This window comes from Trichocoleus sp. DQ-U1 (genome assembly GCF_039961925.1).
In the GTDB taxonomy this organism is placed as follows: domain Bacteria; phylum Cyanobacteriota; class Cyanobacteriia; order Cyanobacteriales; family FACHB-T130; genus FACHB-T130.
The window spans coordinates 1-12,992 of sequence record NZ_JAMPKB010000060.1; the positions used below are offsets into that span (position 1 = coordinate 1).

Sequence of the window (12,992 nt, forward strand, 5' to 3'; positions counted from 1 at the left end):
TTTTCAGGACGTTATCGCAATCGCAGGCAGAGATTTGGTTTGCGCTTAAACCTAATTGCTGGCTTGCTGAACTACGAACTGGCACATGCCTCCTGATTCATGCAGGAGGTCTATTGTTTGTATAGCCCCATTCAAGCTGAGGGCATAATCACAATACAGACAATTTAATATTATGCACAAGCACAAGCAAAACTCAGGAAAATCTACCTCTTCTAACCAGCGCCAAGCGATTCGGAAAGGATACGAACAATATAGCGTCCAAGGTTTCTACGAACAATTTGGAGATGAATACCGAAATCCTCAAGAATCCGCCATTCAAAAAGTTTTGCAACTTGCAGCCAGTCAGTGGCAGCTAGATTTTCACAAAGTATTAGACTTAGCTTGTGGCAGCGGCGAAGTAACTTTAGCGCTGCAAAGTTTAGGATGTACCAACATTGATGGCATCGATCCCTATACCTACAACGCCTATTTAAATCGCACGGGTAAAGAAGCTGAACCCTATACTTTTGAGGACATTGCCTCTGGAATTCTCAACAACCGGCATTATAGTTTGATTGTGTGCAGCTTTGCGATGCATTTGCTGCCAGAGTCACGTTTGCCGATCGTCGTTTACCAACTAGGTCTAATTGCCCATTCAATGATAATTATTACCCCAAACAAGCGACCTCACTTGAAGCCAGAATGGGGATGGCTTTGTTTAGATGAAATCATGTGTAGCCGCGTGCGATCGCGGCTTTATCAGCGCACTTATGGACAAGGAGAGTAAGGCATTGCTCACCCTCCCCCCAACCTAGTTCCTCACCGTTGTTTCTCGCAGCAATTGTTTAACGGTTCCGACTAGCTCGTGCGGTTCAAAAGGTTTAGAAATATAGGCATCTGCGCCTTGCTTCATTCCCCAGTAGCGATCGAATTCTTCCCGTTTGGCTGAACACATCACCACAGCTACCTTCTGGGTTTTGGAGTCGGCTCTAATTTTACGGCAAACTTCGTAGCCATTCATCCGGGGTAGCACAATATCTAGCACCACTAAATCCGGACAATTGCCCTCCATTTGCTCCAGCGCTTCGACACCGTCACAAGCCACAGTAACACTCAGCCCGCTCTCTTGAAGGAGGCGTGAGATCATCTCCCGTTGCGTGTGACTGTCTTCCACCACCAGAACTGTAGTCATAACTCCTACCTACTTACGAGGTTCAAATGTTCGCGGGAAAAAAATCAGCGCACCCCAAGTCGAATTGCCTTTGGTTAGATAAAACTTATCTACTTCCGCTCATTTTCGCTTATGAGTCTAAAAATTGTTTACGTAAATACACGTAATTTTTCCGGTTTCTTTCCGTTATATTTTAAGCGATCGCTCTGAAATCCGATTATCAATCAACGGACATCTTTGCTTAATCTTCAAAGTTCCTCCGAGTTTTTCCAGAAAAGTTGTAAAGATTATGTAAATACCCGTCTAAATACGGAGAAGCCAAATTCCGGTCAACATCGTTATACGTAAGCATACAGAGCCATATTTGGGTTCCAATTTTTATTAAACTCTATGTATCGGTTATAACTAATAATTTTAAATTCATGGAAGGAAAACTGCGATCGCGGCTGAACCGTCTTCGGTTTCTACTTGGCTGTACCCTGACTGGAGGCGGGATCGTTGCCGCAGATTTATTATCAAAATCTGGACAAGCACAAGTCGCTGCCCCTGCTATTGTGACATCGGATAAGATGCGTCCGCAAATCCCGTTTGGGGTTGCTAGCGGCGACATCACAGGTAACAGCGCCGTCGTATGGAGCCGTTGTAATCGCCCTGGACGCATGATTGTGAAATATTCTACAACCGAGTCATTCCGGAATGTGCAGCGGGTCCCACAACCCGCTGCCCTGGAAAACAGCGATTTCACAGCACGGATTTACACGGATTTACCTGGCTGACTTGCCATTAGGTCAGCAGATATTCTACCGAGTCCCCTTCCAAGATTATCTGATATCAACATCTACAGCACCCCCGCACAAGGCAGTTTCCGCACTACAAAGGTCGTATATCCGCTCTATATTTTCTCTTCCAGACTGCTCCTGGAACAGAGAGTAAGTCAATCAGTCTGCAAGTACGCCGCTACGCTAACAGTATCTAGCACTTTTAGGACTTACGCAAAAACTCTCTCAAACTCTTATTCCTTCGTGCCTAAGCGCTAACGCGCAGGCTCCGCAAACGCGGTTCATTTTTCCGTTACTCGTGCGTAAGTCCTGACTTTTTAAGAAACTTCCCGCTCCATCAGCTGATTAAAGCGTTCTACGCCTTCTTTGTATCGCTGACCTTCATATCCCATGACTTTCTTGATAATCCACTCCTTGTGTTTTCCGTCTTCCAGAAGTAACGGGATTGCCAGAGTAAAAACTTCATCTTCTTGGATAAAGCGCTTAAACCAATTACACGTATCAGAGAAGCTACGTTCATGGTAATTGTAGACTTCCCCTAATATTGCCTTGAACGATAAACTGCCAATTTTTTCCGACTCTCGCCCTAGTAAAATTGAGTCTTCCGACCTCAGATGAGACTTCAATTGAGCTAACTTGTGAGAGTTGATCAGCTGCTTTCGCAAAGTGGAGAGAATGCCTGTACGAATGTGGGGAAATTTGCGATACAGGTAATCGGAGACAGCAGCATTGATGATCCCGTCGCCCAAAAATTCTAACTGTTTATTCGGCTGCTTACGCTCCTTCAAGTTCTGAAGATGATGCTCCAGAACCGGAGCGATTAAGTGCTTGACGATCCATTTCTGCGTCTGCGAGAAACGACGATCGAGGTACATTGCACCTAATAACGCTTCACATGCATCTTTAAAGGGGTTATTCACCTTCTGGCGCAGCAGGTTCCAGTCTTCACCCGAACCCAGCAACAGGTCTTCTCCTAACCCTAATTGGAACCAAAGCTTGGTCAGCCTTTCTCCCTCAACGAGCTTGTCTTGCAAAACTGAGAATTTGCTGACCTCTAGATAGGGGCAGCGTTCGTAAAGGTAGTCAGCAACCACGAAGTTGAGAATCGCCTTGCCGAGGAATTCTAACCGCTGATTGTCTTGCCCAGATTCGCCGATTTGGGTGGCAAAGGAGGTGTGGGTTAGGGCGAGGCGGAGTAGGTTCTTGTCTTTGAAACGGAGGCCAATTTTATTTTCGACCGTTTCTGGGTTCCATGCCATCTTCTTTTTCCTCTATGAAATGCCTAATTAACGAAGGCAAAAGGAAAAAGAAATTTTAGATTTGAGATTGAAAAAATCAATGGGCAATCTTAAAATTTACAACGATTTTTTCTTTTTCCTTTTGCCTTTTACTTGCCTTTATCTCGGACGCCCTAAGGTGGTGATGTACACAACCGCTTCATCAGCAGGGATACCCAAGACTTCATTCACCTGGTTATCAAAGAAGCCGCCGATGCCGCTGACGCCTAAACCGAGGTCAATGGCGGCTAAATTCAGCCGTTGCCCTAAATGACCCGCATCCATGTGTAAATAACGATAAACGCGATCGCCATACTGCGCCACAGCTGTTTTCAAATCTGCTGTGTGGAATAGCACCGCTCCCGCATCTCTACCCAAATCTTGCCCCAGGCACAGATAGTGCAATTCCTGGCGGAAATTTTTAAAGCGGATTTGCCGCAATTCCTGAGCTTTCGGTGCGTAATAGTAGCAGCCTTCCTCCAGTCCTTCTACCCCAGACACGGCGATAAAGGTTTCGATTAAATTTAAATCAAAATAGTCTGGAGAGCTATCTAAACCTTGGTCGATGTAGTGCTGGGGTTGGTAGGTGAAATCTAGTAAAGCTTTCAGTTCCTCTAGAGTTAGATCTTCACCCGTGTAGGCACGAGTCGAGCGCCGCTTGAGAATGGTTGTTTCCAAGTCGTGCAAATTTGCTGCCCAATCAATTGGCGTCGTGACGGTTGAAACCTTGAGACAGAAGGGAAAGTTGTATTTATCATCGGGAGTTGGCGGTTGCAGGACATCTTGTGAGATGGGCGTCTTGCCCGTTATCTGCTGGGTTTCCTCAATCTGCGTCGCTTGGTGACAGTAGCCGAGCAATTCACCATCGGGGATATTAGGATAGTCCGTTTGGGTGACAGAGGGCAATGCAGTTGGGCTGAGGGGCAAGTTTTGTTTCACATCCAGCAAGTCTGCCAGAGCGATCGCGCAAATTGCTCCTTCCTCCTTTGGATCGAGGTAAAGTAACTCATTCACTGCCCGATCCGCAAACCCCCCAATTAAGTGAGGGCGGTAGTCATTGAGGGCACTCGCCAGCTCAATATTGCCCAGCAGATGCCCCGTATCCAAAAAAATCCGCCGATAAGCTCGGTCTTGATAGCGCCAAGCAGAACGGTAGAAGACGGCTGTGGTGACGAGGCACAATTGGGTACTATCTAACACCGGATGCCAAAAACAAGCTGTTTGCAGCGCTTTCCAGGCATCACTTTCCCAAAAATGAATTAAAGAATGGCTCTGAGGCTGATAGTTATAGAGTCCGGGTGGTAAAAGCGGCGTCCCACGGGAAATTAAATAAATCTCCGCTGGGTACAATCCCCCGGCGGAGGGGGATGCCCGCAGATACATCGGATTTCCCATTGTCATTACTTTAGCCGTCAAGCCATAGCTGCAAAACAGCAGCCGCGACAGGCGACGCCATGCTTGGGTTTTTTCGCCCTCATCGACTAACGCCTCTGGTATTTCTGTTAAATAGGGCTTCAGGTCATAGGTTGAGCCAATTTTGTAGTCTTTAAAAGGCACTGGTTGACGCTCCCAGTCCAGCCCCTGGCTCTTAGAGGCGAGCGTCTGGGGATCGTATTTAGTCCGCTCGTGATAGTGCTGAGCAATTGATACTCGCAATTCTGGCATACAGCTGTCTAGCAACGCTTCCGCTTCGCCTTCCATCTTGCCATCCCCAGCAGCAAACGTGTCGTACCGTTAAGTACAAATAAATCTGTGTCGTTCTGGATTCGTCCTGTTTTAACGGTCTTTCGGGGCGAATAGCAGTTTCCCCAATTCTTAAAATTAAGATTGACAAACCCGCAGATTAACCGGCGTGCGGGGGTTCGGACGGTTGAGGGGCTGATTGCGATCGCGGATGCTTGAAGCGGTGATAGCCAACGGGAACCGCCACTAACACCAGCAAAAACGGGCTGAAAACTGCTAACCAAATCGCCAACCGGATCAAGCTGGTGGTGAGTTCGCCCAAAGAGTGCGTTGCTTGGTTCCAGGTTTCCCGAACATCTGAACCTAAAGGTCGCGCTGGGGGAATACCTGCGATCGCTTCTTCCAAAGTTAGGGTAATGGTAGAGTAGGCGACTCGACTGCGTAAGCTTTTCAGTTGTGCATCCAGCTGTTCGATATTTTGCCGCACGTTGCTGAGTTCGTTGGCAACTTTCAGGACATCCCCCACTGAGCCGGAGCGTTCCATAATTTTGAGTAAGGTGCTTTCCTGTTTCCGCAGGTTCCGCAGTCGGGCTTCGTTATCCACGAGTTGATCGGTAACATCTTCAGCGGTGAGGGTGCGGCGCTGTACGGTTCCCAGTTTTGCCAAGAAATCGAGACTGGTTTCGAGCTGCTCTTGAGGAACCCGAATTTGCATGGATGCAGTGTGACGGGCGTTTTCGTCTTTGGGTTTTTGCTCTTGGAATTTTAGTAAGTCGCCCTGCTGTTGTTTAACAATTTTGGAGGCGATTTCAGTGCTTTTTTCGATGGAGTTGACACTCACCGACAGTTCGGCGTTTTTGATCAATTGGGGGCGCTGGCGAGGCACCTGAGCCTTCGCCCCAGCAGGGCTTGCTATGTCTTGGGAGCGAACGGCTCCGGCTTCGGCTGCTGAATTTGCCATTGGCTCTGAATTTGGGGCGGTAGGCGCGAGTTGTGCCAGTTGTGTCTTTTGTTCAAAAGAAGAGGCACAACTGGTTAAAACGATGCCTCCCAGCAAGGCGCTTAAGAATAAAGAAGGTTTTAGCTTTGGATGAAGTGAGCCGTTCATTGCATAACCCCCAATTTAGTTATTGCCAGTATGCCTTACTGAAAAAAGGGGCACGCTGATTGTTGCGGTTTATGCAACACAGGGTGTTGCGGTGATAGGAAAGGGCGACGATACTTTCTCTAATCCGATGAGCGCGATCGCATCTAACGGCTTCCCTAAGCTAGATACGTGCTTTGTTAATTTACTTCACACTAGATCGAGAATTCGAGGAAAAAAGGACAGTTTTTCGTGATTGCTAACTTAGTTGAAAATGGTTGGGAAGTAATTTATCATCGCGCCCATGCCTTGCTAGCTGCTCAAATAGCGGGTCACTGGCACCAAAAAGATCGCCCAGAACGCTTGATCGAGACGGTGGCGGCAATTTCCCATCACGACGACTTAGAACGCGAGTGGGAAGGAAATCACCTCACTGAAGCGGGGGCACCCTTGGACTTTACCCTCGACAAGAAAACGGATCTCAAAAAGCTGGCTACACTGACGCAGAATTCCCGCTACCGAGGACGCTGGGTAGCTTTGTTGATTTCGATGCATACCAGCTTTCTCAATGAAGGGAAACGGGGAGAGTCGCCAGAATTGGACAAATTTCTGGATGAGCAAAAAGAGCATCAAAAGCAATGGATTAAGGGGTTGAAGATTACCCAAAAGGAAGCCGATAAAGCTTATGCATTTATGCAATGGTGCGATCGCTTCTCACTCATCCTCTGCAATCACGAGTTGCCTGCTGGTGAGCGGGCTTTGGAAATCAGCAAGGGGCCAGACGGAAAGCGCTATGATGTGGTGCAGCGTAGCGATGGGAATCTCACCGTGAAACCTTGGCCTTTTGAAGAGGAAAAGTTTACGGTAAATGTGGAAGCGTGCTATCTCAGCCAAGTGAAATTCGACTCAAATGATGAACTCACGCACGCACTTCAAGAAGCACCGATCGACCTTTTAGAGTGGACATTAGTGAAGTCCTGACGGATAGGGAATGGGTAATCGGTGATGAGTCAGTCGCAACAAACCAAGGACTCGCGACTACTAACAATTACCCATTACCAATTTTCTAAGCCTAGGGTGATCTTGACGTAGTTTGATAGAATTAAGAGTTTGCACTACTCAAGATGCTTGCTCCAAGGAGTTGCCCCTATGGCCCGGATGTATTATGACAACGATGCCAACTTAGATTTATTAAGCGGAAAAACCATTGCTATCATTGGCTATGGCTCTCAAGGTCACGCCCACGCCCTCAATCTCAAAGATAGTGGCATGAATGTCATTGTCGGGCTGTATCCGGGTAGTAAGTCGGCTCAAAAAGCGAAAGAAGCTGGTTTAGCTGTCCACACGGTCGCTGATGCTGCCGCAGCGGCTGATTTCATTATGATTCTGCTGCCTGATGAGGCACAAAGAACAGTTTATACCAATGAAATTGCGCCGCATCTAACCGAAGGAAAGGTATTAGCCTTTGCCCACGGCTTCAATATTCACTTTGGTCAGGTTGTCCCGCCTGAGAATGTAGATGTGGTGATGGTAGCACCGAAGGGACCAGGACATTTGGTGCGACGCACTTACGAACAGGGTGAAGGTGTACCTTGTTTATTTGCGGTGTATCAAGATGCCACGGGACAAGCACGCGATCGCGCGATGGCTTACGCGAAAGGTGTCGGCGGTACTCGTGCCGGAATCTTAGAAACCACTTTCCGGGAAGAAACTGAAACCGATCTATTTGGCGAACAAGTTGTGCTTTGCGGCGGCTTAAGTGCGCTGATTAAAGCGGGTTTTGAAACGCTTGTTGCTGCTGGCTATCAGCCGGAATTGGCTTATTTTGAATGTCTCCATGAAGTCAAACTCATTGTTGACTTGGTTGTGGAAGGCGGTTTAGCCAAAATGCGCGACAGTATCTCTAATACTGCTGAGTATGGCGATTTGACCCGTGGCCCTCGGATTGTCACCGACCAAACCCGCACTGAGATGCGGAAAATTCTCCAAGAAATTCAATCGGGTCAATTTGCTCGTGAATTTGTGTTAGAAAATCAATCTGGAAAAGCCGGATTTACAGCGATGCGGCGTCAGGAAGCTGAACATCCTATTGAGGAAGTTGGCAAAGATTTACGGGCAATGTTTAGCTGGTTGAAGAAAGTGTAAGCAGTTAGACAGGAAACTTACCTTGGATAAAAACCCGCTTTCTTTAAAGAAAGCGGGTTTTTAAGTTTTTGCAATCCTAATTTATTCTTTTGATGCTTTAATTCAGCTTCTCCCCAAGGATTGCAGCACTAACCGGAAAGTATTGCTGTTTAGCGAGTATGTGTAAAGTTTTATATAGGAAAAAACGGCTCGCCGACAACTTTCATTTTTCTTTATAAATGCGCTCTGACGCCCTGTCATCGGTAATGGATAATGGGAATAAACATCTTCCCCTAAGCCATTACCCATTGACTATTTGATTCCTTTTTCCTCTTGTTCAATGGCTTTTTCAGTTCGCTCGTAAACATTCCTCGGTTTCTTAGTGGGAAATAATCCCAGTAAAGAATTATTCAAAGCGGTTCGGGTGTTGAAACTAGCTGTACTTAAGGGTTTTGGCAGAACGCGATCGCCAAAACCAATAAACATCAAAGCTAAAATAATCACCAATGGCGTAACTGTCTTTTTATCCACAATCGTATGAAAATTTTTCTAAGGTACTTTCTTCTATTGTTCCCTCAAAAACAGGAAAAGTTAAACAGTCAAAAGGGATTTTATCTGTTTTGGGCGGCTGTCTTGTCTTTACTCGCGCCTTTCTATTTATTACCCCCCTTATCAGCAGCATCGGAACAAGAAAATATCCTGAAGAATTCCCAGGCGCAAGGAGACGAGGATTTTATCAGTGGTGTCAGGGCAAGTGTCAGGAAAAGCTTACAAACCGCCCGTACAGAGAAAGCAGCCATAACGAAACAGGTTGTTAAACCAGATCCCGTCACCATTGATAATCGATCCCAGACATCTGACAGGCAAAGCGCTAGCGAATTCAACGCAGACAAACTGCTGCAACTCGGAATTCGGCAGCATCAAACGGGACAATTTCAAGAAGCCTTAAAGTCTTTGCAAAGGTCACTCAAACTCTACCAAGAGATTGGTTCGCGCACGGGTGAAGCGAATGTGCTGTTAAATATTGGCGAAACTTACTTCACGTTAGGGCAATATTTGCGATCGCTTGCATTCTACTACCAGAGCTTAGATATTCTGCAAGGCATCGGCGATCAACCGGGCGCGGCTAAGGTGTTGGATAATTTGGGCAATGCTTACTTTTATCTGGGGGATGAAAAACAAGCAAAAGATTTTCGCGATGCAGCGCAAAAGCTGAGACAAGAAATCGGCAACCCAAAACGAGAAGCAGCTTTTCTAGGGAATGTGGGAATCGCTCACGAATCAGAGGGAGAATATCCAGAAGCGATCGCACTTTACAAAGAACAGCTCGCGACGGCACGAGAAAGCCGCAATCCGAATGCAGTGCTGGATTCTCTAAATAACCTGGCTGAAGCTTATCGCACCCTCGGACAATACCCGGAAGCCATTGACTTTTATCAACAGCAGCTGCTAATTGCTCGGAAAAGCGGCAATGTCACCGAAGAAGGGTATTTTCTCAACAGTATTGCGGACGCTTTCGAGGCGCAGGGGCAATATCCAGAAGCGATTGAAGTCAGAAGACAGCAAGTTGCGATCGCTCAAAAAAGTGGTGATGCCGCATTGCAACTGATTGCCCTGAATAATTTGGCAAAAACTTACCAAAATGCGGGGCAATTTGAGCAAGCGATCGCACTGTATCAAGAACCCCTGGAGGCGGCGAGGAAAACAGGCGATCGCTTAGCAGAAGGGACGGCGCTGAATAATTTGGCATTCGCGCTTCTCAAATCAGGTAAACCAGAAGAAGCCAAAGAAACCTTACTCAATTCAGTTAAAACTTGGGATGCTATCCGTGCCAACTTAGGCAGCACCAATCGCTATTTGGACGCGCAAACAACGACTTATCAGCGCTTGCAACAAGTTTTAATTGCTCAAAAACAGCCGATTGCCGCCTTAGAAATGGCTGAACAAGGGCGGATCAGGTCGATTGTCGATTTATTGCGGCTGCGGTTATCTACCGAACCCGTGGGATCGGGTTTAAAACCCGCACCGAAGAAGCTGACTTTCCCGACGATTGAAGAAATTAAAAAAATCGCCAAACAAGAAAACGCCACACTCGTTGAATATTCAATTATTCCCGATGAAGGACTTTATGTTTGGGTGATTCCGCCTAGTGGGGAAGTGACGTTTCGTCGCATCGAACTGGGTGCCCAAAATACAATTTTCCCCGTCTCTTCCATCGAAAATGTAATTGCCAAAATTCCTGAATCTCTAGGATTGCAAGCGCCTGCCAATCCTCCAAAACCCAGAGCAACAGAACCAGCGCCAGCCGGAAATGCAACTTCCTCACCGGCGAAAGCGCCAATCATTCAGCCGAAACCGTTGCTGCAACTGCATCAACTATTAATTAAACCGATTGCCGATTTATTGCCAGAAGACCCAAACGCCCGTGTTATCTTCATTCCGCAAAAAGAAATGTTTCGGATTCCGTTTGCGGCTTTAGTGGATGTTTATGGCAACTCCCTGATCGATAAACATACGATCTTGATAGCACCGGCAATTCAGGTACTTGCTTTAACCAAAGAACAACGAGGAAAAACTTCTGGGGGCAATCGTCTGGTAGTCGGAAATCCCGTGATGCCGCGAATTGCACCAGCACTGGGGCAAGCACCGAAAGCGTTACCGCCGCTAGCAAATGCAGAACAGCAAGCCTTAGAAATCGCTGATTTTCTCAAGACAAAATCCCTACTAATTGGCAATCAGGCGACAAAGGCGGCGGTTTTGGAACAGATGCGGAAAGCGAAGAGCGTTCATCTCGGAACTTATGCGATTCTCGATGATGTGAAGCGCCAAGGTGTACCCGGTGCGATCGCACTTGCTCCCGGTGGTTCAGATAATGGCTTACTTACTTCTGCGGAAATTCTGGAATCCTTTGCCCAACCCAAAGGGCAACACCTGCGTCCTGAATTAGTCGTTTTCACTGCTGTTGAAAACGGCAAGGGTAAAACAACTGGCGATGGAGTAATTGGTTTGTCTACTTCTCTGATTGCAGCGGGTGTTCCGACTGCGATCGTGCCTTTGTGGTCTGCGCCAGATGCTCCCACAGGTGCGTTAATGAGTGAATTTTACAAGCAGTTGAAGCAGAACGACGATAAAGCCAAAGCCTTGCGCCAAGCCATGCTCAAAATTAAGCAACAAAATCCCAATCCCAAAGACTGGGCAGGATTCACCTTAATTGGGGAACCCAGATAACTATCGCGGTTAGTATATACAAATATTTTTCGCGCGAAGGCGCAAAGGCGCAAAGACGAGACAGCGCCTTTGCGGGGAGGGGTTCTTCCCAGATTGCTGAATGAGGGGCGATATGGCTATGCTTCCTTATCTTTGAGCTGGAAGGTTTTCCGAAACACCCACTGCATAAAGCCGGGAAACATATTGTAAGAGGCTTTCGATAGATTGGCGGAACCCACCAACACCTCAGCCCGCTGATGCTTCACCGCCTCCCAAATTGCCTTTGCCACATCCTCCGGCTTCTCCACCACTGGGGTACTCAGCACCAGATCGAGCTGATCTCGACGCGCTTGGGCATCTTCTACATTCTTACCTCCAAAGATTGCCCGTTCCATCAAACTACTCTTGATTAGATTCGGGTAAATCCCACAAACATGAATGCCTTTGGGTGCGAGTTCTGAGTGCAGCGCTTCGGTCAATCCAGTTACCGCAAACTTGCTGGTATTGTAAGGCACAAGATAAGGAACGGGGACTTTGCCGCCGATAGAACTCAGATTAACAATCGTGCCCTGTTTTCGCTCTAGAAAATGAGGTAATAGGGCGTGAATCGTATGAATATATCCCCACAGGTTGAGGTCTATCGTCTGGTGCCAATCGTCTAGGGAAAACGAGTCTGCTGGCCCGGATATATAACGACCTGCATTATTGATTAGGACATCGATAGCGCCATATTCTTCCAGCGCCTTCTCAACCAGGCTTTTCACCTGTTCTGGGTCTCTCACATCGGTGGGAACAGCTAGGGCTTTTCGACCGAGCGATCGCACTTCCTGTGCTGCCGCTTCCAAGCGGTCAGCCTGACGCGCCGCCATTACTAAGTCATATCCTTTCTGGGCAAACAAGAGAGCAGTTGCTTTGCCGATGCCTTGAGAAGCACCTGTAATTAGTACTGTGGAAGCCATACGGTTATTTCAAATAATAGTGCTTTGCTCTCTAAGTTTGTTCAACAAAAACTGGGAAATCCTCTAGCTTTCGTCAGAGTTTTTAATAAAAACTGCTGTAGTTCTGCTCACATAAATCCGATGAACTTTGTGATATAAATTACTTTCTCTAAAACCCCTTACATCTTCCTTGAGAATTAAATGCAGTTTGGGACTATAGACAGAGAGCAGAGATTAATGGGGTAGTTAGGATGTATGCGTAATCAATTTGTTAAGGAATGTAAACGATGCAGACTCGCCCTACTGATTTACCACCTGTTGCTAGCGCCTACAATGGCAAAGACCGTAATGCCTTTCTGTTTGGCTGGAATCCTCAAGCTGAGCTATGGAACGGACGCTTGGCGATGATCGGCTTTTTAGCTTACCTACTTTGGGATTTCGCAGGCTACAGCGTCGTTCGGGACGTGCTGCACCTGGTTTCCTATACCCGCTAATGACTGACTTGCAAGATTCGTCTGGCTGGCAGTTGTAGATAAAGGCTTCATCTGCCAGCCAGACAGTCAAATATCCGATGAAGTTGCCACTGATGTGCAGTCAGAGGCAGCGGTTAAACGTCTCTGGTTCGGATCGCAGTACCAGCTATCCTTTACAATAGTTATATTATTTTTACAGTATTTAACAAAAAGGAAGCGCTATCTCATCCAGACACCGAGCATCAACAGAGTTTTCTTCCCAGAGGGACTTGCACTC

Annotated in this window: 12 protein-coding genes and 1 pseudogene; 7 read left to right on the plus strand and 6 right to left on the minus strand. The window is 47.1% G+C overall.

Going from position 1 to position 12,992, the window contains the following annotated elements; genetic code table 11:
• Positions 1-96, plus strand: a pseudogene (locus NDI34_RS20855) (IS5/IS1182 family transposase); the annotation flags it as partial.
• A gap of 76 nt (positions 97-172) precedes the next feature.
• Complete coding sequence (locus NDI34_RS20860) at positions 173-766, plus strand: class I SAM-dependent methyltransferase (RefSeq protein WP_348233701.1); 594 nt, start codon at positions 173-175, stop codon at positions 764-766.
• 24 nt (positions 767-790) lie between these two features.
• On the opposite strand, the gene NDI34_RS20865 is transcribed toward NDI34_RS20860, so the two are convergent.
• Complete coding sequence (locus tag NDI34_RS20865) at positions 791-1,171, minus strand: response regulator (protein ID WP_190528809.1); 381 nt, start codon at positions 1,169-1,171, stop codon at positions 791-793.
• A 401-nt stretch (positions 1,172-1,572) separates the two neighbouring features.
• Between NDI34_RS20865 and NDI34_RS20870 the strand changes: the two genes are divergently transcribed.
• Complete coding sequence (locus tag NDI34_RS20870; protein ID WP_348233702.1) at positions 1,573-1,926, plus strand: PhoD-like phosphatase N-terminal domain-containing protein; 354 nt, start codon at positions 1,573-1,575, stop codon at positions 1,924-1,926.
• A gap of 320 nt (positions 1,927-2,246) precedes the next feature.
• Here the strand turns inward: NDI34_RS20870 and NDI34_RS20875 are convergent, their stop codons facing one another.
• From NDI34_RS20875 to NDI34_RS20885, 3 genes are all read right to left on the minus strand, one after another.
• The gene (locus NDI34_RS20875) at positions 2,247-3,188 is read right to left on the minus strand and encodes a ribonuclease III domain-containing protein (protein ID WP_190410157.1); all 942 of its coding nucleotides are present in this window, start codon (positions 3,186-3,188) and stop codon (positions 2,247-2,249) included.
• A 138-nt stretch (positions 3,189-3,326) separates the two neighbouring features.
• Positions 3,327-4,871, minus strand: a complete 1,545-nt coding sequence (locus NDI34_RS20880; protein WP_348233715.1) for a SagB/ThcOx family dehydrogenase — start codon at positions 4,869-4,871, stop codon at positions 3,327-3,329.
• Positions 4,872-5,049: 178 nt separating this feature from the next.
• Complete coding sequence (locus NDI34_RS20885) at positions 5,050-5,997, minus strand: DUF4349 domain-containing protein (RefSeq protein ID WP_348233703.1); 948 nt, start codon at positions 5,995-5,997, stop codon at positions 5,050-5,052.
• Between the two features lie 228 nt (positions 5,998-6,225).
• Here NDI34_RS20885 and NDI34_RS20890 point away from each other — a divergent pair, with 228 nt between their 5' ends.
• Both NDI34_RS20890 and ilvC read left to right on the plus strand, forming a co-directional pair.
• Positions 6,226-6,954, plus strand: coding sequence for a DUF3891 family protein (locus tag NDI34_RS20890; protein ID WP_190410159.1), 729 nt, complete (start codon positions 6,226-6,228; stop codon positions 6,952-6,954).
• Positions 6,955-7,122: 168 nt separating this feature from the next.
• The gene (gene ilvC / locus NDI34_RS20895) at positions 7,123-8,118 is read left to right on the plus strand and encodes a ketol-acid reductoisomerase (protein ID WP_190410160.1); all 996 of its coding nucleotides are present in this window, start codon (positions 7,123-7,125) and stop codon (positions 8,116-8,118) included.
• 291 nt (positions 8,119-8,409) lie between these two features.
• Here the strand turns inward: ilvC and NDI34_RS20900 are convergent, their stop codons facing one another.
• Positions 8,410-8,628 carry a hypothetical protein gene (locus tag NDI34_RS20900; protein ID WP_190428575.1) on the minus strand — a complete coding sequence of 73 codons (219 nt, stop codon included), beginning with the start codon at positions 8,626-8,628 and terminating at the stop codon, positions 8,410-8,412.
• 102 nt (positions 8,629-8,730) lie between these two features.
• On the opposite strand from NDI34_RS20900, the gene NDI34_RS20905 reads away from it, so the two are divergent.
• Positions 8,731-11,325: a CHAT domain-containing tetratricopeptide repeat protein gene (locus NDI34_RS20905; protein WP_348233704.1), complete on the plus strand. Its 2,595-nt coding sequence runs from the start codon at positions 8,731-8,733 to the stop codon at positions 11,323-11,325.
• A gap of 116 nt (positions 11,326-11,441) precedes the next feature.
• Here the strand turns inward: NDI34_RS20905 and NDI34_RS20910 are convergent, their stop codons facing one another.
• Positions 11,442-12,263, minus strand: coding sequence for an SDR family oxidoreductase (locus NDI34_RS20910; RefSeq protein WP_190430800.1), 822 nt, complete (start codon positions 12,261-12,263; stop codon positions 11,442-11,444).
• Between the two features lie 266 nt (positions 12,264-12,529).
• Between NDI34_RS20910 and NDI34_RS20915 the strand changes: the two genes are divergently transcribed.
• Complete coding sequence (locus tag NDI34_RS20915; RefSeq protein ID WP_190410163.1) at positions 12,530-12,736, plus strand: chlorophyll a/b-binding protein; 207 nt, start codon at positions 12,530-12,532, stop codon at positions 12,734-12,736.
• The last annotated feature ends 256 nt before the right edge of the window (positions 12,737-12,992 follow it).

Coding starts and splice junctions, on each gene's coding strand:
- NDI34_RS20860 (WP_348233701.1), top strand. CDS start 173: ATGCACAAGCACAAGCAAAACTCAGGAAAATCTACCTCTTCTAACCAG.
- NDI34_RS20865 (WP_190528809.1), bottom strand. CDS start 1,171: ATGACTACAGTTCTGGTGGTGGAAGACAGTCACACGCAACGGGAGATG.
- NDI34_RS20870 (WP_348233702.1), top strand. CDS start 1,573: ATGGAAGGAAAACTGCGATCGCGGCTGAACCGTCTTCGGTTTCTACTT.
- NDI34_RS20875 (WP_190410157.1), bottom strand. CDS start 3,188: ATGGCATGGAACCCAGAAACGGTCGAAAATAAAATTGGCCTCCGTTTC.
- NDI34_RS20880 (WP_348233715.1), bottom strand. CDS start 4,871: ATGCCAGAATTGCGAGTATCAATTGCTCAGCACTATCACGAGCGGACT.
- NDI34_RS20885 (WP_348233703.1), bottom strand. CDS start 5,997: ATGAACGGCTCACTTCATCCAAAGCTAAAACCTTCTTTATTCTTAAGC.
- ilvC (WP_190410160.1), top strand. CDS start 7,123: ATGGCCCGGATGTATTATGACAACGATGCCAACTTAGATTTATTAAGC.
- NDI34_RS20910 (WP_190430800.1), bottom strand. CDS start 12,263: ATGGCTTCCACAGTACTAATTACAGGTGCTTCTCAAGGCATCGGCAAA.
- NDI34_RS20915 (WP_190410163.1), top strand. CDS start 12,530: ATGCAGACTCGCCCTACTGATTTACCACCTGTTGCTAGCGCCTACAAT.